19 protein-coding genes are annotated in these 21309 nt (G+C 75.1%); 10 read left to right on the top strand and 9 right to left on the bottom strand.

The window, feature by feature from the left end:
- Positions 1–134: 134 nt before the first annotated feature.
- The 5 genes from CP968_RS29645 to tdh form a co-directional block, all read right to left on the bottom strand.
- The gene (locus CP968_RS29645) at positions 135–971 is read right to left on the bottom strand and encodes a class II fructose-bisphosphate aldolase (protein ID WP_150520911.1); all 837 of its coding nucleotides are present in this window, start codon (positions 969–971) and stop codon (positions 135–137) included.
- On the bottom strand, positions 968–1870 hold the full coding sequence (locus CP968_RS29640; protein WP_150520910.1) for an SIS domain-containing protein: 903 nt from the start codon (positions 1868–1870) through the stop codon (positions 968–970). Before CP968_RS29640 ends, CP968_RS29645 begins: the two co-directional genes overlap by 4 nt.
- 181 nt (positions 1871–2051) lie before the next feature.
- Positions 2052–2966: a LysR family transcriptional regulator gene (locus CP968_RS29635; protein ID WP_150520909.1), complete on the bottom strand. Its 915-nt coding sequence runs from the start codon at positions 2964–2966 to the stop codon at positions 2052–2054.
- 12 nt (positions 2967–2978) lie between these two features.
- Positions 2979–4217: a glycine C-acetyltransferase gene (locus tag CP968_RS29630; RefSeq protein ID WP_150520908.1), complete on the bottom strand. Its 1239-nt coding sequence runs from the start codon at positions 4215–4217 to the stop codon at positions 2979–2981.
- A gap of 141 nt (positions 4218–4358) precedes the next feature.
- Positions 4359–5387 (bottom strand): L-threonine 3-dehydrogenase, encoded by a 1029-nt coding sequence (gene tdh, locus CP968_RS29625; protein ID WP_150520907.1) that lies wholly within the window; start codon positions 5385–5387, stop codon positions 4359–4361.
- Between the two features lie 211 nt (positions 5388–5598).
- Here tdh and CP968_RS29620 point away from each other — a divergent pair, with 211 nt between their 5' ends.
- Complete coding sequence (locus CP968_RS29620) at positions 5599–6495, top strand: alpha/beta hydrolase fold domain-containing protein (RefSeq protein ID WP_167536870.1); 897 nt, start codon at positions 5599–5601, stop codon at positions 6493–6495.
- Between the two features lie 142 nt (positions 6496–6637).
- On the opposite strand, the gene CP968_RS29615 is transcribed toward CP968_RS29620, so the two are convergent.
- The gene (locus CP968_RS29615) at positions 6638–7375 is read right to left on the bottom strand and encodes a class I SAM-dependent methyltransferase (protein ID WP_150520905.1); all 738 of its coding nucleotides are present in this window, start codon (positions 7373–7375) and stop codon (positions 6638–6640) included.
- A gap of 386 nt (positions 7376–7761) precedes the next feature.
- Here CP968_RS29615 and CP968_RS29610 point away from each other — a divergent pair, with 386 nt between their 5' ends.
- The 7 genes from CP968_RS29610 (at position 7762) to CP968_RS29580 (ending at position 16839) form a co-directional block, all read left to right on the top strand.
- Entirely contained in the window at positions 7762–9831 is a 2070-nt protein-coding gene (locus CP968_RS29610) for a SpoIIE family protein phosphatase (protein WP_373304079.1), read from the top strand.
- A 307-nt stretch (positions 9832–10138) separates the two neighbouring features.
- A complete protein-coding gene (locus tag CP968_RS29605) occupies positions 10139–11563 on the top strand; it encodes an APC family permease (RefSeq protein ID WP_150520904.1) in 1425 nt (474 codons plus the stop codon).
- Between the two features lie 448 nt (positions 11564–12011).
- A complete protein-coding gene (locus CP968_RS29600; protein WP_150520903.1) occupies positions 12012–12545 on the top strand; it encodes a rhodanese-like domain-containing protein in 534 nt (177 codons plus the stop codon).
- Positions 12546–12944: 399 nt separating this feature from the next.
- Positions 12945–14063 (top strand): LLM class flavin-dependent oxidoreductase, encoded by a 1119-nt coding sequence (locus tag CP968_RS29595; RefSeq protein ID WP_150520902.1) that lies wholly within the window; start codon positions 12945–12947, stop codon positions 14061–14063.
- Complete coding sequence (locus tag CP968_RS29590; protein WP_150520901.1) at positions 14060–14938, top strand: ABC transporter permease; 879 nt, start codon at positions 14060–14062, stop codon at positions 14936–14938. Before CP968_RS29595 ends, CP968_RS29590 begins: the two co-directional genes overlap by 4 nt.
- Before the next feature lie 73 nt (positions 14939–15011).
- Positions 15012–16046: a taurine ABC transporter substrate-binding protein gene (locus tag CP968_RS29585; protein ID WP_150520900.1), complete on the top strand. Its 1035-nt coding sequence runs from the start codon at positions 15012–15014 to the stop codon at positions 16044–16046.
- On the top strand, positions 16033–16839 hold the full coding sequence (locus CP968_RS29580; protein WP_150520899.1) for an ABC transporter ATP-binding protein: 807 nt from the start codon (positions 16033–16035) through the stop codon (positions 16837–16839). The genes CP968_RS29585 and CP968_RS29580 overlap by 14 nt, the downstream gene beginning before the upstream one ends.
- 66 nt (positions 16840–16905) lie before the next feature.
- On the opposite strand, the gene CP968_RS29575 is transcribed toward CP968_RS29580, so the two are convergent.
- Together CP968_RS29575 and CP968_RS29570 are read right to left on the bottom strand one after the other, a co-directional pair.
- A complete protein-coding gene (locus CP968_RS29575; RefSeq protein ID WP_150520898.1) occupies positions 16906–18708 on the bottom strand; it encodes a glycoside hydrolase family 15 protein in 1803 nt (600 codons plus the stop codon).
- An 85-nt stretch (positions 18709–18793) separates the two neighbouring features.
- Positions 18794–19354, bottom strand: coding sequence for a DoxX family protein (locus CP968_RS29570; protein WP_150520897.1), 561 nt, complete (start codon positions 19352–19354; stop codon positions 18794–18796).
- A 119-nt stretch (positions 19355–19473) separates the two neighbouring features.
- On the opposite strand from CP968_RS29570, the gene CP968_RS29565 reads away from it, so the two are divergent.
- Both CP968_RS29565 and CP968_RS29560 read left to right on the top strand, forming a co-directional pair.
- Positions 19474–19938: a MarR family winged helix-turn-helix transcriptional regulator gene (locus CP968_RS29565; protein ID WP_150520896.1), complete on the top strand. Its 465-nt coding sequence runs from the start codon at positions 19474–19476 to the stop codon at positions 19936–19938.
- A 42-nt stretch (positions 19939–19980) separates the two neighbouring features.
- A complete protein-coding gene (locus tag CP968_RS29560; RefSeq protein ID WP_150520895.1) occupies positions 19981–20277 on the top strand; it encodes a YkvA family protein in 297 nt (98 codons plus the stop codon).
- A 110-nt stretch (positions 20278–20387) separates the two neighbouring features.
- On the opposite strand, the gene CP968_RS29555 is transcribed toward CP968_RS29560, so the two are convergent.
- Positions 20388–21038 carry a fasciclin domain-containing protein gene (locus CP968_RS29555; protein WP_150520894.1) on the bottom strand — a complete coding sequence of 217 codons (651 nt, stop codon included), beginning with the start codon at positions 21036–21038 and terminating at the stop codon, positions 20388–20390.
- Between the last annotated feature and the right edge of the window lie 271 nt (positions 21039–21309).

The following is a 21309-nucleotide window of genomic DNA, read 5'->3' as shown; positions in this document are numbered from 1 at the left end:
AGAACCTGTTCCAAGAATTCGGAAGGACCCGGAGCGGCCGGGTTCGGCGGCGGCACCGGGCCCGGGCGCGCGGTGTACCCGGTGGTGCGGCGGGGCGCCGTGCCGCCCGCACCGCACCGGCCCGGTACGGCGGATCAGTTCAGGGCGCGCAGCATGGCCTCGGCCGTCGCCGCCATCGCCGTACGGGCCTGCGCCAGGTACGGCCTCGGGTCCGCCGGGGTCAGGTGGGCGCGGATGGCCCCGGTCATCGCGAGGTTCAGCGCGGTGCCGATGTTGACCTTGCGGATGCCTCCGGCGACGGCCGCCGCGAGTTCGGCGTCCGGCAGGCCGGAGGAGCCGTGCAGGACCAGCGGGACGTCCACCGTCTTGGCGAGCCGGGCCAGCAGGGCGTGGTCCAGGGCGGCGGTGCGGGTGGTCATGGCGTGGCTGCTGCCGATGGCGACGGCCAGGGCGTCCACCGCGGAGTCGGCGACGAACCGCCGGGCCTCGTCGGGGTCGGTACGGGCGCCGGGCGCGTGCGGGTCCAGGGGCGCGGCCCCGTTCTTGCCGCCCACCTCGCCGAGCTCGGCCTCGATCCACAGCCCGTTGGCGTGCGCCCAGTCGGCGGCGGACCGGGTCGCCTCCAGGTTCTCGCCGTACGGGAGGTGCGCGCCGTCGTACATCACCGAGCTGTAGCCCGCGTCGCAGGCCTGGCGGAGCAGTTCGGTGCTCTTGACGTGGTCCAGGTGCAGGCCGACGGGGACGGCCGCGGCCTCCGCGCAGGCGGCGGCGGCGCGGGAGATGGGCAGCAGCCGTCCGCCGCGGAACGCCACGGCGTTCTCGCTGAGCTGGAGGATGACGGGGAGCCCGGCCGCCTCGGCCCCGGCGACGACCGCTTCGGCGTGCTCCAGGGTGATGATGTTGAACGCGGCGACGGCGCGGCCGGCGGCGGCCGCCTCCCGGACGAGCGGGCCGGCGGGGACCAGGCTCATCGGACGGCCTCCTCGCTCGCGGCGAGGACCACCGAGCGGGTCAGGTGGCGCGGCGCGTCGGGGTCCAGCCGGCGGTGGGCGGCGACGGCCAGGGCCAGGCGGTGCACCCGGACCAGTTCGGCCAGCGGGTCGAGCCGGCCGGCGATCCACTCGGCGCCGGTCTCGCGCACCTGCCCCGCGAGCCCCTCGGGCGCCTCGTCGAGCGACCAGGTGACGGTGCCGGGCCCGGAGACGCTGATGGGGCCGTGCCGGTACTCCATCGCGGGGTAGGACTCGGCCCAGGAGAGCGAGGCCTCGCGCATCTTCAGCGCGGCCTCGTGGGCGAGGCCGGTGCTCCACCCCCGGCCGAGGAAGGTGAACTGCCCCCGCGTCTGGAGGCCTTCGGGCAGCGGCTCGGCCAGGGCGGTGCGCGCGTCGGCGACGGCGGCCGGCGAGTGGAGGCCGGCGTGGGCGCGCAGCAGGGTGAGGGCGGTGGTGGCGAACCGGGTCTGGACGACGGACCGTTCGTCGGCGAAGTCGAGGATCACGAGCGCGTCGGCGACGGTCGCCACGGGGGTGTCCGGGTCGCCGACGACGGCGGTCGTGGGCACGCCCGCACCCCGCAGCGCGGCCAGCAGGTCGAGCACCTCGGTGGTGGTGCCGGACCGGGTGAGGGCGACCACCCGGTCGTAGTGCCGGTGGCGCGGGAACTCGGAGGCGGGGAAGGCGTCCGTCTCGCCCTGCCCGGCTTCTTCGCGCAGCGCGGCGGCGGCCTGGGCCATGTAGTACGAGGTGCCGCATCCGACGATCGCGGTGCGCTCTCCCGGCCGCGGCAGCACCGCCCGCCGGGCCGGTGCCAGTTCCGCGGCCCGCTCCCAGCAGGCGGGCTGCGTGCCCAACTCGTGCGCGACGTGACTCATACAGGCTCCCTCGGGCGGCAGGCTGGTGCTCGTTTCTGCAAGGTAGCGCGCCCTTTCACGCAAGTTCAAGCATCTCCGGCGGAACGGCCGGGTCATTGTCGTTCGCGTCTGGCGCCCGCGCCCGCCCGCCGCGGCGTACGCCCGCCGGGCTCCGGTCCCCGGCGGCCGGGCCCCGCGGGCTTCAGTGGGCCGGCAGCCGCTCCGACTCCCGTACCAGGGCGGCCAGGACGGGAGCGATCAGCGGGTGGGACTCGGCGCCGCGCCGGGCCGCGGCGAAGACCCGCCGGGTGGCGGCCGGGCCGGCGACGGGCCGCACCCGCACCTCCTTGAGGTCCATGCCCCGCAGCGCCGACCGCGGCACCAGCGCCACCCCGGCCCCCGCACCCACCAGCGCGGTGACGGCCCGGAAGTCGTCGGAGGAGTGGGCGAACCGGGGTTGGAAGCCGGCGAGTTCGCAGGCGAGCAGGGTCACGTCATGGCACGGGTTGCCCGGGTACTGGCCCACCCAGTCGGAGTCGGCCAGGTCCGCCAGCGACACCGCGGGCAGGTCGGAGAGCGGATGCCCGGACGGGAGCACCGCGTCGAAGGGCTCCGCGTAGAGGGGCAGGACGGACAGCCGTCTGTCGTCCGCGCCCGGCCCGCCGCGGTACTCGACCGCGAGCGCGACGTCGGCCTCGCCGTCCAGCAGCATCGGCAGGCTCTGGTCCCCCTCGGCGTCCCGGACGCGCAGCCGGATGCCCGGACGGTCCCGGGCCAGGCGGGAGAGGGCCGGGGCCAGCACCTCGGCGATGCCGGTCGCGAAGGCGGCCACCGTCACCTCGCCGGCCGAGCCGCCCGCGTACGCGGCCAGTTCGGCCTCCGCCCGCTCCAGCTGCGCCACCACCTCGTGGGCGTGGCCGAGGAGGATCTCCCCGGCCGCCGTGAGCCGCACCCCGCGGCCGCTGCGGGTCAGCAGCACGTGGCCGGTCTCCTGTTCCAGCGCGGCGAGCTGCTGGGAGACGGCCGAGGGGGTGAGGTACAGGGCTGCGGCCGCGGCGGTCACCGTACGGTGGTCCGCCACGGCACGCAGGATGCGCAGCCTGCGGGGGTCGATCACCCCTCCATTGTCTCAGCCGGCCGGGGTACCGGCGGCCGTGCCCACCGCCGCCCCGGCGCCCGCGCCGAGGGCGGCGCGGGCGTCGACGAAGGCCGCCACGGCGCGCTCCACGTCCGCGGTCGAGTGAGCCGCGGAGAGCTGGACGCGGATGCGCGCGGCGCCGAGCGGGACCACCGGGTAGGAGAAGCCGATCACGTACACCCCGCGCTCCAGCAGCAGCTCCGCCATCTTCGCGGCCTCGGCGGCGTCGCCGATCATCACCGGGGCGATGGCGTGGTCGCCGGGCAGGATCTCGAAGCCGGCCTCGGTCATCCCGGTGCGGAAGAGCGCGGTGTTGGCGGCGAGCCGCTCGCGCAGGTCGTCGGCGGACTCCAGCAGGTCCAGGACCTTGAGGGAGGCGGCAGCGATGACCGGGGCGAGGGAGTTGGAGAAGAGGTACGGGCGCGAACGCTGGCGCAGCAGCTCGACGATCTCGGCGCGGGCGGCCACGTAGCCGCCGGAGGCCCCGCCCAGGGCCTTGCCCAGGGTGCCGGTGATGATGTCGACCCGGTCCATGACCCCGTGCAGTTCGGGGGTGCCGCGGCCGCCGGGGCCGACGAAGCCGACCGCGTGGGAGTCGTCGACCATGACCATCGCGTCGTACCGGTCGGCCAGGTCGCAGATCTCCGCGAGCGGGGCGACGTAGCCGTCCATGGAGAAGACGCCGTCGGTGACGATCAGGCGGCGCCGGGCGTCCTGCGACTCCTTGAGCCGGGTCTCCAGCTCGGCGAGGTCGCGGTTGGCGTAGCGCAGCCGGCGGGCCTTGGAGAGGCGGATGCCGTCGATGATCGAGGCGTGGTTGAGGGCGTCGGAGATCACCGCGTCCTCGGCGCCGAGCAGGGTCTCGAAGACGCCGCCGTTGGCGTCGAAGCAGGAGGAGTAGAGGATCGTGTCCTCCTGGCCCAGGAAGGACGACAGGCGCGCCTCCAGCTCCTTGTGCACCTCCTGGGTGCCGCAGATGAAGCGGACCGAGGCCATGCCGTAGCCCCAGCGGTCCAGCGCCTCCTTCGCGGCCGCGACCACCTCGGGGTGGTCGGCGAGCCCCAGGTAGTTGTTGGCGCAGAAGTTGAGCACCTCGCCCCGGGCGCCGCCCGCGGTCACGGCGACCGCGGCGTTCTGCGGGGTGCCGATGACGCGCTCGGGCTTGTGCAGTCCCGCGGCGCGGATCTCGTCGAGGGTGGTGCGCAGGTCCTCGCGGACGGACTCGAACATGGTGCGGTTCTCCTTGTGCGGCGGAGGCGGACGAGGGGGACGGGAGGGGGCCGGGCCCCGCGGAGGGGGGTGGGCGGGGCCCGGCCGGAGGGAGGGGGTCGGGGTCGCGGGAGCGCGCTCGACGCGCCGCGGGCCGGGGCGTTACGCCGTCCAGTCCAGGATGATCTTGCCGCTCCGGGCGGTGGCCGCCTCGTCGAACGCGGCCTCGAAGTCGCGGTGGGCGTAGCGGCCGGTGATGACCGGGGACAGGTCGAGCCCGCCCTCCAGGAGCACGGTCATCGCGTACCAGGTCTCGAACATCTCGCGGCCGTAGATGCCCTTGATCGTGATCATCGAGGTGACCACCTTCGCCCAGTCGACCGGGAACTCCTGGGCCGGCAGGCCCAGCATGGCGATCCGGCCGCCGTGCGTCATGTTGTCGATCATGTCGCGCACGGCCTCGGCGCGGCCGGACATCTCCAGGCCGATGTCGAAGCCCTCGCGCAGGCCCAGCGCGAGCTGCGCGTCGGCGATGGAGGACTCGGCGACGTTGACCGCGAGGGTGGCGCCCGCCTTGCGGGCGATCTCCAGCCGCTCCGGGCTGACGTCGGTGATGACCACGTTGCGCGCTCCGGCGTGCCGGGCGACGGCCGCCGCCATGATCCCGATCGGGCCCGCACCGGTGATCAGCACGTCCTCGCCGACGAGCGGGAAGGACAGCGCGGTGTGCACGGCGTTGCCGAACGGGTCGAAGATCGCCGCGACGTCGAGGTCGACCGCGGTCCGGTGCACCCAGACGTTCTGCGCGGGCAGCACGACGTACTCGGCGAAGGCTCCGTCGCGTCCGACGCCGAGCCCGATGGTGCTGCGGCACAGGTGGCGGCGCCCGGCCAGGCAGTTGCGGCACTTGCCGCACACCAGGTGGCCCTCGCCGCTGACCAGCGCGCCGATCTCGATGTCGCGGACGTCCGCGCCGAGTGCGGCGACCTCGCCGACGAACTCGTGGCCCAGGATCAGCGGGGTCTTGACCGCGCCCTGCGCCCAGCCGTCCCAGGACCGGATGTGGAGGTCGGTCCCGCAGATGCCGGTGCGCAGCACCTTGATCAGCACGTCGCCGGGACCGTACTCGGGCTCGGGGACGTCCATGAGCCACAGCCCGGGCTCGGCCTTGTGCTTGACGAGTGCCTTCATGGGGGTGGCTCCAGGCCTGCGAAAGGGGACGCCGGGGCCGCTGGGTCGCGGGTGGCGCGGGTGACGGGGACCAATCTGCCGAGCGGCGTGGTGATCAGTCCATCGAGACTTTCTTAAACGGGTGTCCAGCGCAGCTTCACGCCTATGCTCCTCACGTGATCGGGCAAGGCTCCGCACCGGGGGTGCGCGGGTGAAAGGGGAGGTGGGGGGCGTGCCGAGTCTGCGCAGCAGAGCGCTGTCGGCGGCGCTGGCCGCGTCGGGAGGACGAAGACCGCTGGCGAGCGCCGAGGCGGTCAGGACCCGGGTGGCGCAGTCCGCCCGCAGGCCCGCCTCGCACCTGCCGCCGCGCTCCCTGGGCCGGGTCGCGGACGTGTCGCGGACGTTCGTCGGGGCCTGGCCGGTGTACGACGTGAGCCCGCCGGGGGACGAGTCCGCGGCGCAGGTGCTGTACGTGCACGGCGGCGGGTACGTCGGCGAACTGGCCCGCCCGCACTGGGCACTGGTGCGGAACCTGGTGACCCGGGCGCGGGCGCGGGTGGTCGTACCGGCGTACGTTCTGGCCCCGCGCGGGACCGCCGACCGGACGGTGCCGGTCGCGGCCGACCTGCTCAGCGGCTTGATCGCGAGCGGCGGCGCGGGCGGGACGGTGCTCCTCGGGGACGGCGCCGGGGCCGGTCTGGCCCTGGCCGCGGCGCAGCGGCTGCGGGAGCGCACCGGGGCGCAGCCCTCCCGGATCGTGCTGGTGTCCCCCTGGCTGGACGTGACCATGAGCCGTCCGGAACAGGCCGAGATCGGGGCGCCGGACCGGGAGGGGCTGCGGGAGGCCGGTCGGCTGTACGCCGGGACCCTGCCGCCGGACGATCCCCGGGTGAGCCCGTTGTACGGGAGTTTCGCGGGGCTGGCGCCGATGGCCGTCTTCGGCGGGAGCAGGGACGTGCTGGCCGCCGACGGCCGGGAGCTGCTGCGGCGGGCGCGCGCGGCCGGGGTGGAGGTGGAGTTCCACGAGGCGCGGGGCCTGCCGCACGGGTACCCGCTGCTGCCGGTCCCGGAGGGCCGGGCGGCCCGCGAGCGGATCGTGGAACTGGTCCGTTCGGCGGCGGACCTGTGAGCGGCGGTCCCCCGACGGGTGACCCGCTGCCGAGGGGCCGGCCGAAAGACGGCCGGGCAAAGGGTGACGGGCCTGCGGGCGGACGGCCCGCGGGTGACCGGCCCGTGAGTCCGGCGGCCGGGGTCCGGGGGGCCGGCGGGGGTCACGCCGTGCAGGTCATCAGCGAGCTGACGGGCCAGGCCCGGTAGGCCGTCCAGTAGGCCTCGTCGCGCACCGCGTCGGGCGGCGGGGTCCGGTTGGGCTGCCAGCCGACGGTGCCGAAGCCCGCCTCGACGGCCGCTTCGGCCAGATCGGCGTGGGACCACTCGCGGAACTCGAACGGCTCGGGCGGGTCGGTGAGGAAGTGCGCCTTCAGCAGCGGTGCGTCGCCCGCCGGGAGCCGGTCGAGGATGCGCACCCCGTACGGCGACCAGTCGACGCGCGGGAACGCGCCGGCGTTCGGCACGATCGCCAGCAGCCGGCCGCCGGGCCGCAGCTGGGTGCGGACGGCACGGAACACGGCGTGCAGCCGGGTCCGGTCGGTGGCCTCGTTGAAGGGGTAGGCGGCGGTGGCGAGGTCGAACGGGCCGAGGCCGGGCAGGCCCGGGAGGTCACCGACGTGGTACTCGACGTTCGGCCGGTCCTTCGTCGCCTCGTGCGCGCGGGCCCGGGCGATGCGCTCCGCGCACGGGTCCACGCCGACGGCGCGCCGGGCCCCGCCGCGCACCAGCAGCCGGGTGATGTAGCCGTATCCGCAGGCCAGGTCGAGGGCGTCGAGGCCGTTCACCCCGCCGAGCGCGTCGAGGGCGCCGTGCAGCGTGTGATGGTCGGCCGCCGCGAAGGCCGCCGCGGCCTTCGACCGCGCGTGGCGCTCGCCGGTGGTGTCGTACGGGAACCGCATGCTCTGCCTTCCGCGGGGCCGGCCGGGGTGGGGGACGCGTGCGTATCGTGCCCCGCGCCGCGTCCGGGCCGCGGTCCGGACTCCCGTCCGTCCCCCGCACGGGGGACGCGGTCGGCCTAGGGCGTCCCTTGCGGATCGTGCCGACGTACGCCCTCCACCCGGCGGCCCTGTCCGTCGGGACCGGACCGTGCGCGCCCGCGCCGACGCCGGCCGCCGGGCCGTGCCCGCACGCGCCCGTGCGGCGCGTCGCCCGGCCCGCTCGCCCCGTCCGGGTGCGGCCACCGCCGCGCAGGGCGCATCCTGGCGGTGTGACGGCGAGACCGGACGACCTCGGCCCCGCCCCCGAGGCCACGGCCCAGGTCCTCACCCGGGCCGCTGTCGACGCGGTGGAGGCCGTCGGTGGGTACGCGGGCGGGCTGTACCTGCGCTCCGGGGCGCAGGGGCTGCTCCGCATCGCCGTCCTGTCCGGGGTACCGCCGCAGCTGTTCCGGCCCTGGTGGCGGATGCACGTCAACCGCCCGTACCCGGTGGCCGAGGCGTACCGGGCCGGCCAGGCCGTGCACCTGCCCGACGCGGAGTCGGCGATGCGGCGGTTCCCGCAGCTGGTGGCCGGGATGCCGTTCCCCTTCGGCTCGATGTACGAGCCCGTGAGCGCCGGGCCGAAGCGGTTCGGGGTCCTGTTCGCCCTGCGCGCCGCGACCCCCGGAGTCCCGGTCGGCGCCCTGGACCGGGAGCGGTTGCGCGAGGCCGCCGACCGGCTGGCCCGGGAGCTGGCGGAGATCGAGGAGGAGGCCGGGGCGCCCGTGCTGTGGGACGGCGACCCGCTGCCCGTAGCGCCTCCCGGCGGGCACGGCGGGCCCCGCGAGGCCGTGGACCGGCTCGCGCAGGCGGTGCTCTCGCTGGACCGGCAGGGCACGATCCGCTTCGCCAACGCCGGCGCGGGGGAGCTGCTGGACTCCGGCGGGTCCGAGCTGCTGGGCCGGGTGCTGTGGGAGGCGCTGCCCTGGCTCGGCCATCCGGCGTACGAGGACCACTTCCGGGCCGTGTTCCTGTCCACCGAGCCCGTGCTGTTCTCCGCCCGGCGGGGCTGGCACTCGCCCGGGGACTGGCTCTCCGTCGGCCTGTACCCCGGGCCCGAGGGCGTGACCCTGACGGTCGGCGCCGGCGAGAAGCCGGCGTACGCGCCGGCGCCCCGGCCGGCTCCCGCGTCGGCGGCCGCGCTCGGCGGCGCCCCAGGCCCGTCCGGCGACCGCGCCTCCCCTCTGTACCGGCCGGTGGCCCTCGCCATCGCCCTGACCGAGGCGATCACGGCCCGCCAGGTGTCGGCGGTGGTGACGGAGGAGCTGCTGCCCGCGTTCGGCGGACGCCAGCTGGCGATCTACCTGCTCGACGAACGGCACCTGCACCTCGCGTGGGAGACCGGTTTCCCCGCGGGGTTCCTGGACCGGTTCGACGGGGTGGCGCTGGACGTCCGGCTGCCGGGCGTGGAGACGCTGACCTCGGGACGGCCGCTGTTCTTCGAGTCGATGCAGCACCTGGCCGCCGCCTACCCCGGCATCCCGCTCGACGCCGACGTCGGGGCCCGGGCCTTCCTGCCGCTGATCGCCTCCGGGCGACCGGTGGGCTCGTGCATCCTCGGCTTCGACGTTCCGCGCGGCTTCAGCGCGGAGGAGCGCACGGTGCTCACCGCGCTGGCCGGGCTGATCGCGCAGGCCCTGGAGCGGGCGCGGCGCTACGACAGCGAGTCCGCACTCGCCCGGGGGCTCCAATCGGCGCTGCTGCCGCACCGGTTGCCGGTGCGCGAGCACGTGGAGACGGTGGGCCGCTACCTGCCCGGCACCGAGGGCATGGACGTGGGCGGCGACTGGTACGACGTGATCGAGACGGCCGACGGGCAGCTGGCCCTGGTGATCGGCGACGTCCAGGGACACGGGGTGGCGGCGGCGGCCACGATGGGCCAACTGCGCAGCGCAGTGAGGGCGTTCGCACTCACCGGCAGTACCCCCCAGGAGGTCATGGCCGGTACCAACCAGCTCCTGATCGACCTGGACCCGGGCCAGTTCGCGAGTTGCTGCTACGTGCTGCTCGACCCGGAGTCGGGACGTACCCGGGCCGTCCGGGCCGGGCACCCGCAGCCGCTGCTGCGCCACCCCGACGGCCGGACCGAGGTGCTGGAGCTGGCCGGCGGGGTGGTGCTCGGCGTGGACCCCGAGGCCGCGTACCCGGTGACGGACCTGCGGCTGGCGACCGGATCGGTGCTCGCCCTGTACACCGACGGCCTGGTGGAGAAGCCCGGCACCGACATCGACGCCGGGGTGGAGCGGCTGCGGCGCTCGCTGGCCGCGGCCCGGCCGACCCCGCTGACCGAGACCGCCGACCGGCTGATCGGGGACGTGGACGACGACGCGGACCGGCCGGACGACCGGGCCCTGCTGCTGGCCTCGCGCCCCCGCTGACGCCACCCCCGCGGACGCGCGGTGCGCGGGAGGGACGGTGCGCGCGGCAAAGCGGGGGGAAATTCTTCGGGAGCGGGCTGCGGTTCCCGCACCGCCCCCTCGGGCAGCGTTCACACCGTCTTTACGTCCCCCTCGGACGCCGGAGAGCTGGGCGACGATGGAATCCGCAGGTGAACGGGGCTTGACCGGCGGATGCCGCGGGGATTGCATGACGGCCCGGGAGCCACCGAACCACTGTGCCCACCACGCCTCGGAGGCGATACCGCTCCCGCTCACTCGCCGCACCTGCCGATCGGAAGCCGTACCGATGACCGACACCCTCAGCGCTCCACAGGCCCTCTCCCCCGCCACCGGGCCCGTCCCGCAGAAACTCAGGCGTTCCATCGGCGTCGTCGGCGGCACCCTGCTCACGCTCTCCTGCGTGACGCCCGCGTCGACCCTCTTCGTCGTCGTCCCCGACCTGTTCGCGGGCCTCGGCACGTGGACCGCCCTCACCATCGCCATCGGCTCGCTGCTGTGCATCGGTGTCGCGTTCTGCTACTCCGAGCTGGGCACCCTCATCCCCAGCGCGGGCGGCGAGTACGCCATGGTCTCCACCCTGGCCGGGCGGCTCGCCGGCTGGCTCGTCTTCGTCCTGTCCCTGCTCGTCGTCATGATCGTGCCGCCGGTGATCGCCATGGGCACGGCGGACTACCTGGCGCCCGTGATCGACGTCCCGGCGCCGGTCGCGGGCGGTGGCGTGATGTTGCTCGCCACCCTCGCCGGCCTCCTCGACCTGCGGGCCAACGCCTGGATCACCGGCGTCTTCCTGGTGCTGGAGGTCATCGCGGCCGCCCTGGTCGCCGTACTGGGCTTCGCCCACGCCGAGCGCGGCGCCGGCTCCCTGGTGCACGGAACGGTCGCGGCCGAGGCAGGGGGGACCTCCCCGGTCACCGCGATGATGGTGGTCTCCGGGCTCGCCATCGCCCTGTTCGTCACCCAGGGCTTCTCCACCGCCGTCTACCTCTCGGAGGAGTTGGAGAAGCCGCGCCGCGACGTGCCCCGGACGGTGCTCGCCACCCTCGCCATCTCCACCGCCGTCATCCTGGTCCCGGTCGTCGCCATCACCGTGGGCGCCCCCGATCTGGACGCACTGACCTCGGGCGACATCGGCGCGATGGTCACCGCCTGGTCCAACTCCGCCGTCGGCACCTTCGTGAGCCTGTGCGTGGCCCTCGCGATCGTCAACGCGGGCATCGTCATGGTCATCCAGAACTCCCGGGTGCTCTTCGCCTCCGCCCGCGACAAGGCCTGGCCCGAGCCGGTCAACAACGCCCTGGCCCGGCTCGGCCGGTTCGGCTCGCCGTGGGTGGCCACGCTCCTCGTCGGAGTCCCGGGCGCGGCGATGTGCTTCGTCAACCTCGACACCCTGTACGGGGTCACCGGCGTTTCGGTGACCGGCATGTACCTGCTGGTGGCGGTGGCCGCGCTGTTCAGCCGGCGCGGGGAGCACCGCGGGAGCGCGGCGTGGCGGATGCCGCTGTGGCCGGCGGTGCCGGTGGTGCTGATCGCCGTCTTCGCGTACATCCTGACCCAGCAGGAGACGGCGTACCTGCTGTGGACCGGCGGGATCACCGCGGTGGCCACGCTGTACTGGGCGCTGTACCTGCGCCCCCGCAAGGACACCCGCTGGCTGGTCAGCATCCCGGAGGACACCGAACCCGACCCCGAGGTCGCGGTCGCGGCCGCGTAGACCCGGCCCCCGCACCGCCGCGGCACCACACACCTCGCGCTCCCGGGCACCGGAACCTCCGGTGGCCGGGAGCTTCGCGTGGTCCCGCGACGCCCGGGGCCCGGTGCGGGCCTCCGGCGACGGGTCGCGCGTCCGGCCGCTGGCCCGAACGCGCGCTCCGGCCTATGATCCGCCGCATGGCCGTCACCCAGCGCCTCCTGTCGCGCTCCTGTTGTCGTCGCTGACGCCTGCCCTCCCTCCGGATCCCGCGCTCCCGCCCGTACGGGCACCCCGCCGCCCTGCGCACGGGGCCCCGCGGCCCGCGCCCGTCCGCATCTTTCGGCGCCGCGCGGCCCGGACCCCGTCGCCCCGCGCGGCCCGGGCCCGCCGCGCACCGAGGCCGGGTCCGCCGCACCCCGAGGCCGCCCGCCCCGCACCCCCGTCCCGCCACCCAAGGAGCCCCGCACCCATGACGAGTCCCGCCACCCTCACCGCCGGCCAGGTCCACGCCCGCCCGGAGGACTTCACGGTCGTCGACGTCCGCACTCCGGGCGAGTACGCCTCCGGGCACCTGCCCGGCGCCGTGAACGTCCCGCTCGACCGGATCGGCGCCTCCCTGCCCGAGTTGCGCCGCGCCGCCGAGGACAAGGTGCTGCTGCTGGTCTGCGCCTCCGGCGCCCGCTCCGAGAACGCCGCCCGCACCCTCGCCGCGCACGGCGTCACCGCCATCGGCCTGGCCGGCGGCACCCGCTCGTGGGCGGCCGCCGGCCACGGCCTCGACCACCCCGCCGACGGCCGCCGGTCGGTGTGGGCGATGGAGCGGCAGGTCCGGCTCACCGCCGGCGCGTTGGTGCTGCTCGGCCTGCTCCTCGCCCTGCTGGTGCACCCGGCGTTCCAGCTGCTGTCCGCGGCGGTCGGCGCCGGACTCGCCTTCTCGGCGCTCACCGACACCTGCGGCATGGCCCTGGTCCTGGGCCGCCTCCCCTTCAACCGGCGCCGCTAGCCCGCCTCCTCTTCGTCCACATCCCGGAACGGTTTAATCCAGCATCCGGACACGGCTTGTCCTCGCCCGCCCCTCACCGACAGGATGCGGCCATGGCCCCCCTTCTCGTCTCGCGTCGTCACGTGGATCTGCTGCGTGTCTCGACCATGCTCTGTCGGGCCGACTCCTCCCGTACGCACGGCTGTTGATCCCCTGATCCGCCGCTCCTGACGCCGTACGGGCACCCGCGCGCCTCCCGCGCACCCCGAGCGCATCCGCTCGCCCCCCTCGCACGCTCCGTCCTTCCGCGCGCCGCGCCGCGCGCCGGACTCCGCCTGCCCTCCTCTCCGCGCCCCCGTGCCGGCGCCGCCCTCCCGCGGCGCCGGCACGCGGTGCGCCGCTGCTCCGACGAGGTCCCCCATGCCGGAAAACCCCCTGCTGCTCCACTGGTTCCTGCCCACCGGCGGGGACGGCCGCGACCCCGGCGGCGTCACCGCCGTACAAGGCCGCACCGGCGCCGCCACCCGGCGCCCCGCCGACGTCCCGTACCTGGCCCAGGTGGCCCGGGCGGCCGAGCAGGCCGGCTTCCATTCGCTGCTCACGCCCGTGGGGCTGGGCTGCGTGGACCCGTGGATCCTCTCCTCCGCACTCGCCCAGCACACGACGCGCATCGGCTTCCTCGTGGCCTTCCGGGCCGGCTTCGCCAGCCCCACGCTGCTCGCCCAGCAGGCCGACGCCTTCCGCCGGTTCGCCGGCGGACGGCTCGCACTGAACGTGGTCACCGGCGGCGATTCCGCCGAACAGCGGGCCTACGGGGACCTGTTGGCCCACGACGACCGCTACGCCCGCACCGACGAGGTGATGGCGGTGCTCCGGGACCTGCTGGACGGCAAGGCGGTGGACCACGACGGCGCCCACCTGCGGATCGAGGGCGCCCGGCTGTCCGGTCCCGAGCTGCGCCATCCCGTACCGCTCTACTTCGGCGGGGCCTCGCCCGCGGCCGAGGACGTCGCCGCCCGACGGGCCGACGTGCAGTTGCTCTGGGGCGAGCCGCCGCTCGCCGTCGCCGCGCGGGTCGACCGGGTGCGGGAGAAGGCCCGGGCCGCCGGGCGCCGCGTCCGCTTCGGGCTGCGGCTGCACGTCATCAGCCGGGACACGGCGGCCGAGGCCTGGGCGGAGGCCGACCGCATCCTGGCCGGTCTGGACCCGGAGGCCGTCCGGGCGAGCCAGGAGCGGTTCGCGCGCATGGACTCCACCGGGCAGGCGCGGATGACGGCGCTGCACGGCGGCGTCGCGGACGCCGCCCGGCTGACGGTGGCGCCGAACCTCTGGGCGGGCATCGGCCTGGTCCGCGAGGGCGCCGGGACGGCTCTGGTCGGCTCGCACGACGAGGTGGCCGCGCGGCTCGCCGAGTACCGGGCCCTGGGCATCGACGAGTTCGTCCTGTCCGGCTACCCGCACCTGGAGGAGGCGTACCGGGTCGGCGAGGAGGTCGCGCCGCGGCTGCGGGCGCTGACCGGACCGGCGGCCGGCGCATGACGGCACTCACGACGGAGGCCGGACCGGACCGGCGGCCGGCGGCCGCGGACCCGCGGCCCGGGGAGCCGGACGCACGCCCGGGCAGGCTGCGCGAGGCGCTGCGCTGGGGCGCGCTGCGGATCGTCGCCCTGGCCGTGCTCCTGGCCGCCTGGCAGGCGGTGGTCTCGGCCGGGGTGTGGCCGCGGGTGCTGGTGCCCTCGCCGGGCGAGGTGTGGCGGCAGTTCGTGCTCGCGTCCACCGTCCACGACGGGGTGCGCGGCGTCGGCGGCCACCTGCTGATCGAGCACCTCGGGGTGAGCCTGGGCCGGATCGGCACCGGTTCGGGGTACGCGGTGCTCGCCGGGGTCCCGCTGGGCCTGCTGATCGGTACGGTCCGGCCGGTGGCCGTCGTACTGGAGCCCGCGGTGACCTTCCTGCGGACGCTGCCGCCACTGGCGTACCTGTCCCTGCTGGTCATCTGGTTCGGCATCGACGAGGCCCCGAAGATCTGGCTGCTGGTGATCGCGGCGCTGCCGCCGATCGCCGCGGCCACGGCGGCCGCCGTGCGCACCGTCCCCGACCAGCTCGTGGAGGCCGCGCGGGCGCTGGGGTCGGGTCCGGTGTCGCTGCTGCTGTCGGTGCGGCTGCCCTCGGCGCTGCCCGAGATCCTCACCGGCGTCCGGATCGCCGTCGGCGTCGCGTACACCTCCGTCGTGGCGGCGGAGACGATCAACGGGGTGCCGGGCATCGGCGGCATGATCCGCGACGCGCAGCGCTACAACCAGACCGCGCTGGTGATCACCGGCATCCTCGCCATCGGCCTGTCGGGCATCGTCCTGGACGCCCTGCTGCGGTTGGTCGAGCGGCTCACCGTCCCGTGGCGCGGCCGCGCCTGACCGCGCCCCGCACCCACCCCCTCCCCTGCCCTCACCTCGCATCACCTCACCTCACTCACACCGGAGTACAGCCATGCCCGCATTCCCGTCCCGTCGGACCGTCCTGCTCGCCGCGGCGGTCGCGTTGACCGCCTCCACCACCGCCGCGTGCGGGGCCGGGGGCGGCGACGCGGGCGGCCGGACCACGGTCCGGATCGCCTACCAGGCCATACCCAATGCCGATCTCGTGGTGAAGAACCAGAAGCTGCTGGAGAAGGCGCTGCCCGACGTCGACGTGAAGTGGGTCAAGTTCGAGTCGGGCGGTGACGTCAACACGGCCGTCGTGGCCGGGGCGGTGGACCTGGGCCTGGCCGGTTCGAGCCCGGTCACCAAGGGGCTGTCCGCACCGCTGAACATCCCGTACAAGGTGGTGTGGATCCACGACCTCATCGGTGACAACGAGGCGCTGGTGGCCAAGCCGGGCATCGGCTCGGTGAAGGAGCTGGCCGGGAAGAAGGTGGCCACCCCCTTCGGCTCGACCGCCCACTACTCGCTGCTCGCCGCGCTCACCGCCGCGGGCGTCGACCCGTCCTCGGTGCGGACGATCGACCTGCAGCCGCAGGACGCGCTGGCCGCGTGGAAGCGCGGGGACATCGACGCCGCGTACGTGTGGACGCCCACGCTGAGCGAGCTGGCCAAGGACGGCAAGGTCCTCGTCAGCAGCCGGCAGCTGGCGCAGCAGGGCAAGCCGACCGCCGACCTGGGCGTGGTGACGGACGCGTTCGCCGCGAAGCACCCCGAGGTGGTGACCGCCTGGATCAAGGCGCAGGACCGCGCCGTCGCCCAGGCGCGCAACGCGCCCGACGAGGCCGCCCGGTCCATCGGCGCCGAGCTCGGGCTGCCGGCGGACGAGGCGAAGCGGCAGCTGTCGGAGCTGGTGCTGCTGAGCGCCGAGGAGCAGACCGGCCCCGACTACCTGGGGACGCCCGGCGCTCCGGGCAAGCTGGCCGCGAACCTGCACGACGCGGCGGTGTTCCTGAAGGGGCAGAAGGCGGTCGACGCGGTGCCGGACGAGGCCGCGTTCGGGCGGGCGCTCGCGGTGGAGGAGCTCGGCCGTGCCGCGAACTGAGGCCCCGGACGAGGACGCCGCGCTCGTCGATCTCGCGGGGGTGGCCGTCCGGTACGGGTCGGCCCGGCAGCGGCAGGTGACCGCGCTGGACGGCGTGGACCTGCGGATCCGGGCGGGCGAGTTCGTCGTGCTGGTCGGGCCGTCGGGCTGCGGGAAGACCAGTCTGCTGCGGGTGGTCGCGGGGTTCGAGCGGCCGTCCTCCGGGACGGCCCTGGTACGGGGCGGGGCTCCGCGGCCGGGCGCCGGCGCCGGGGTGGTGTTCCAGCAGCCGCGGCTGTTCCCGTGGCGCACGGTCGGCGGGAACCTCGGCTTCGCCCTGGCCCGGCACGGGGTGCCACGGGCCGAGCGGGCGGGGCGGATCGCGGAGCTGCTGGAGCGGGTCGGGCTCGCGGGGACGGCCGGGCGGCGCACCTGGGAGCTGTCGGGCGGCCAGCAGCAGCGGGTGGCGCTCGCCCGGGCGCTGGCCGGCGAGCCGGAACTGCTGCTGATGGACGAGCCGTTCGCGGCGCTGGACGCGCTGACCCGGGAGCGGCTCCAGGAGGAGGTCCGCGCCCTCGCCGGGCGGCTGGGCACGACGGTGCTGTTCGTGACGCACTCGGCGGAGGAGGCCGTGCTGCTGGGCTCCCGGGTCGTGGTGATGGCGGCGGGCCCCGGCCGGGTGGTGGCGGAACTGCCGGTGGACCTGGACCGGGGCCCGGGCACCGACGTGCCGGCGCTCCGCGGCTCCGCCGAGTTCGCCCGGCTGCGCGGCCGGCTGACGGAGCTGGTGCGGCTGCCCGGCGCCGCCGTCTGACCCGGGTCCGCCGCGCCGGCCCGGGGCGGGTCCGCGGCCGCCCGGGCCCGGCCGGCGGGGCGCCGGCTACCGCATGTCCGGCAGCGTCGCTCCCCCGGCCAGGGTGAGCGCGGTGTTGACCAGGCCGACGTGGCTGAACGCCTGCGGGAAGTTGCCGAGCTGGCGGCCGGCGATGGGGTCGTACTCCTCGGCGAGGAGGCCCACGTCGTTGCGGACGGAGAGCAGCCGCTCGAACAGCTCGCGCGCCTCCTTCTCCCGGCCGGTCAGGTACAGGGCGTCGGCCAGCCAGAACGAGCAGGCCAGGAAGGCGCCTTCGTCACCGGGCAGTCCGTCGACGGAGGGGCCTTCGGTGGTGTAGCGGCGGACCAGGCCGCTGCGGCCGAGATCGGCCTGGACGGCGTCGACCGTGCCGATGACCCTCGGGTCGTCGGGGGGCAGGAAGCCGACGCGCGGGATGAGCAGGGTCGCGGCGTCGAGCTCCTCGGAGCCGTAGTACTGGGTGAAGGTGTTGCGTTCGGGGTCGTAACCCTTCTCGCAGACCTCGCGGTGGACGTCGTCCCTTATGGTCCGCCAGCGCTCCAGGTCGCCGGGGACCGACGGGTCCCCTTCCAGGGTGCGGACGGCCCGGTCGGCGGCCACCCAGGCCATGACCTTGGAGTGGACGAAGTGGCGGCGCGGGCCGCGCACTTCCCACAGGCCCTCGTCGGGCCTGCGCCAGTTGCGCTCCAGGAAGTCGAGCAGGGCGAGTTGGAGCTGCCAGGCGTGCTTCTCGGCGGCCAGCCCCGCGGACCGGGCGAGGAAGAGGGAGTCGATGACCTCGCCGTACACGTCGAGCTGGAGCTGGTCCACGGCCGCGTTGCCGATGCGCACGGGCGCGGAGTCGGCGTACCCGCGCAGCCACGGCAGGTCGGTCTCGGGGATGCGGCGCTCGCCCGCGATGCCGTACATGATCTGGAGGTCGGCGGGGTCGCCCGCGACGGCCCGCAGCAGCCAGGCCCGCCAGGCGCGCGCCTCGTCGAGGAAGCCGGTGGCGAGCAGCGAGCCGAGGGTCAGGGTGGAGTCGCGCAGCCAGCAGTAGCGGTAGTCCCAGTTGCGGACGCCGCCGAGCTCCTCGGGGAGGGAGGTGGTGGCCGCGGCGGCGATGCCGCCGGTGGGGGCGTAGGTGAGGGCCTTGAGGGTGATCAGCGAGCGGACCACCGCTTCGCGGTGGGGGCCCCGGTAGGTGCACTGGGCGGTCCACTCCCGCCAGTCGGCGAGGCTGGAGTCGAGGGCGGCGTACGGGTCGATGGGGTCGGGGCGCGGCTCGTGCGAGGGGTGCCAGGTGAGGACGAAGGCGACGCGCTGGCCCGCGCCGACGGTGAACTCGGAGCGGGTGCTGTTGTCCTCGCCCCAGGTGCGCACGGGCGGTTCGCTGCGGAACCAGGCGGCGTCCGGTCCGGCGACGGCGACGCGGTCGCCGTCGATCCGCCGGACCCAGGGCACGACGTGTCCGTAGTCGAAGCGCAGCCGCAGGGTGCTGTGGACGGTGACCTCGCCGGAGATCCCTTCGACGATCCGGATCACGTCGGGTGCGGTGTCGCGTTGCGGCATGAAGTCGATGACCTTGACCGTGCCGCCCGCGGTCTCCCAGTACGACTCCAGGACCAGCGTGCCGTCCACGTACGCGCGGCGGGTGCAGCGCTCGTCGGGTGCGGCGCCGGCCGGGGCCAGGCGCCAGTGGCCGTTCTCCTCCTCGCCGAGGAGCTTCGCGAAGCACGCCGCCGAGTCGAAGCGCGGCAGGCACAGCCAGTCGATGGACCCGTCGCGGCCGACGAGCCCACTGGTCATCAGGTCGCCGATGAGTGCGTAGTCTTCGATGGGTTGTGTCATTGGTGCGCTCTTCCCGCGAATGCCCGGGGCCAATCAACCCGGGCCCCGGACACCCTCGGGCGCGCTATGGGGTACTCCGACGTGCTCAGTTCCGCACGAGGAGCGTGGCGCCCGCGAGGACCGCGCCGAGCGCGACGGCCGCGGCGCCGTGGGCGAGGCGGTGGGCGCGCAGGACGGGCAGGAAGCGGTCGGCGGCGTACCGGCCGGGGCCGGTGAGGGCGAGGGCCGCGGCGCCGACGGTGAGCAGCAGCTCGTACTCGATGCCCTCGGGGGCGAAGAAGGAGCCGGCTCCGTGGACGGCGATGGCGTTGATCATCGTGCCGACGATCGCGGCGCCGGCGAGCGGGGTGAGCAGTCCGGCGGCGAGGCCGAGGCCGCCGAGGGTCTCGGTGAGCCCGGCCAGGACGGCCATGGCGTCGCCGGCCGGGTAGCCGCTGGCGGTGAAGAAGCCGCCGGTGCCGCTGATGCCGCCGCCGCCGAACCAGCCGAAGAGCTTCTGGCTGCCGTGGGCCGCCATCGTCAGGCCGAGCACGACCCGCAGGAGCAGCAGGCCGGCGTCGTGGGCGGGGGTGGACGCGGAGGGGGAGGTGGGGGCGGCCGGTGCGGGGGCCTGCGGCTTCGTCGTGGTGACGGAGGGGCTGGTCATGGGGGTTCCTTCCGGTCGGGCGGTCCGCGAGCGGGGGACGGACTTTGTTCAAATTCGAACCGCCGACTGCCGACCCTAGCCACTGATTCAAATTGGAACAACCCGTGTAGGCTGGACCCATGGCTGAGACGAGATGGCTGAACGAGCGCGAAATGCGGGCCTGGGACGGATTCCTGGCCGCGTCGGCCCTGGTGAACCGGCGTCTCGACCAGCAGCTGAAGGACGATTCCGGGCTCTCGCACCCGCAGTACGAGATCCTCGTACGGCTCGCCGCGGCCCCCGGCGACGAACTGCGGATGACCGAGCTCGCCAACGGCCTGATCAACTCCAAGAGCGGGCTGACCTACCAGGTCACGCAGATGGAGAAGGCGGGGCTGGTCCGCCGCCGCAGCTGCCCCTCCGACGTGCGCGGCGTCTTCGCCGTCCTCACCGACGCGGGCCGCGCCCGGCTGGAGGAGGCCGCGCCCGGACACGTGGCCACGGTCCGCGAGATCCTCCTCGACGTCCTGACCCCGCAGCAGCTCGACGCGCTCGCGGACGGCCTCGGCGAGGTCGGGCGCCGGCTGCGCGGGCGCGCGGGATGAGCCGCCCCGATAGCGCGGGCGACGACCGGGTATAGGGGTGCCATGGACGGAACGGTGTGGTTGGTCGTGGCCGCGGTCGTCGCGGTCGCCCTCGCGATCGTCGCCGCGGTGCTGCTCGTACGGGTCTTCGCGGCGCGGCGGCTGCTGCTCGACGCCGGGATCCCGTTGCGCGACAAGGCGCTGTTCTGGGTCGCCGTCGTCTACACCGTCTCGCCCGTGGACCTGATCCCGGACCCGGTCTACCTGGACGACATCGGGGTGCTGCTGCTGGCCCTGCGCTCCCTGCACGCGGCCGCGGGGCGCCTGCCCGGCGGGGCGAAGGAGTCCGGACCGGCCTGACGGCGGCCCGGGCCGCACCGGGAACGGACGGCGGCGTGCGGCCCCGGATTCCGGGACCGCACGCCGTTCGCCCGCTCGGTACCTCGCGCGTCCGTCGCGCGCAGCCGTCGCTACTTGGGCATCAGGACGGTGTCGACGATGTAGACGGTGGCGTTGGCGGTGGGCACGTTGCCGCAGACCACGTTCGACGTGCCGTTGACCTTGTAGGCCTCGCCCGAACCGGCCGTGGTGAGCTTGGTCTTCTCCAGCGTGTCGAAGGAGCCGTTCTCCAGCTGCTTCGGCGTCAGCTTCTGACCCACGACGTGGTACGTCAGGATCTTGGTCAGCATCGCCTTGTCCGCCAGCACCTTGTCCAGGTCCGCCTTCGGGATCTTCGCGAACGCGTCGTTCGTCGGCGCGAACACCGTGATGTCCTTCGCGTTGTTCAGCGTGTCCACCAGACCCGCCTGCTTCACGGCCGCCACCAGCGTCGACAGCGCCGGGTTGTTCGACGCCGCCGTCGCCACCGGGTCCTTCGCCATCCCGTCGAACGACCCCGCACCCTCCGCCGGAACACCCGCACACGCCGCACCGAACGGCTTGTCCATCGCCATCGCCGGGTCCGACGAGGCCGGCTGCGAGGCCGAGCTGTCGGCCGTCTTGTCCGCGGCCGGGCCCGAGGTCGAGTCCTTGCCTGAGTCCGAGCAGGCCACGAGGGTGAAGGGCAGGACCGCCGCCGCGGCGACGGCTACGGCGGTGCGGCGGAAGTGCAGAGCGTTCATGAAGGTCGTTCTCCTTGGGAGTTGCGTGCTGTGCGTGACGCGGAGGAAGAAGAGGTCGGTGCGGCCGGTGGCGCCGGGGGCAGGGGTGCGGCCCCCGGGGCGGGCCGGCCGGAGGGAGGAGCGCGGGGGCGGGCTGCCGGCGGACCGCCGGTGGAGCGCCGCGCGGCCGGCGGACGCGCCGCTGCCGCGGGAGCCGGAGGACCGCCCGGCGGGGGTCCCCGACGCGACGGCGGCCGGCGCAGTGGGCCGCGTCGCGGCAGGGATCCCCCGA

This window comes from Streptomyces subrutilus, assembly GCF_008704535.1.
Taxonomy (GTDB): Bacteria; Actinomycetota; Actinomycetes; order Streptomycetales; family Streptomycetaceae; genus Streptomyces; species Streptomyces subrutilus.
Note: the sequence above shows the minus strand (reverse complement) of the source record. Positions and strands in the feature narration are given on the sequence as shown.

Bases quoted from the DNA above. Each gene is read 5' to 3' on its own strand.
- CP968_RS29645 (WP_150520911.1), bottom strand. From the start codon at position 971: ATGAGCCTGGTCCCCGCCGGCCCGCTCGTCCGGGAGGCGGCCGCCGCC.
- CP968_RS29640 (WP_150520910.1), bottom strand. From the start codon at position 1,870: ATGAGTCACGTCGCGCACGAGTTGGGCACGCAGCCCGCCTGCTGGGAG.
- CP968_RS29630 (WP_150520908.1), bottom strand. From the start codon at position 4,217: ATGTTCGAGTCCGTCCGCGAGGACCTGCGCACCACCCTCGACGAGATC.
- tdh (WP_150520907.1), bottom strand. From the start codon at position 5,387: ATGAAGGCACTCGTCAAGCACAAGGCCGAGCCCGGGCTGTGGCTCATG.
- CP968_RS29615 (WP_150520905.1), bottom strand. From the start codon at position 7,375: ATGCGGTTCCCGTACGACACCACCGGCGAGCGCCACGCGCGGTCGAAG.
- CP968_RS29605 (WP_150520904.1), top strand. From the start codon at position 10,139: ATGACCGACACCCTCAGCGCTCCACAGGCCCTCTCCCCCGCCACCGGG.
- CP968_RS29600 (WP_150520903.1), top strand. From the start codon at position 12,012: ATGACGAGTCCCGCCACCCTCACCGCCGGCCAGGTCCACGCCCGCCCG.
- CP968_RS29595 (WP_150520902.1), top strand. From the start codon at position 12,945: ATGCCGGAAAACCCCCTGCTGCTCCACTGGTTCCTGCCCACCGGCGGG.
- CP968_RS29590 (WP_150520901.1), top strand. From the start codon at position 14,060: ATGACGGCACTCACGACGGAGGCCGGACCGGACCGGCGGCCGGCGGCC.
- CP968_RS29585 (WP_150520900.1), top strand. From the start codon at position 15,012: ATGCCCGCATTCCCGTCCCGTCGGACCGTCCTGCTCGCCGCGGCGGTC.
- CP968_RS29575 (WP_150520898.1), bottom strand. From the start codon at position 18,708: ATGACACAACCCATCGAAGACTACGCACTCATCGGCGACCTGATGACC.
- CP968_RS29570 (WP_150520897.1), bottom strand. From the start codon at position 19,354: ATGACCAGCCCCTCCGTCACCACGACGAAGCCGCAGGCCCCCGCACCG.
- CP968_RS29565 (WP_150520896.1), top strand. From the start codon at position 19,474: ATGGCTGAGACGAGATGGCTGAACGAGCGCGAAATGCGGGCCTGGGAC.
- CP968_RS29560 (WP_150520895.1), top strand. From the start codon at position 19,981: ATGGACGGAACGGTGTGGTTGGTCGTGGCCGCGGTCGTCGCGGTCGCC.
- CP968_RS29555 (WP_150520894.1), bottom strand. From the start codon at position 21,038: ATGAACGCTCTGCACTTCCGCCGCACCGCCGTAGCCGTCGCCGCGGCG.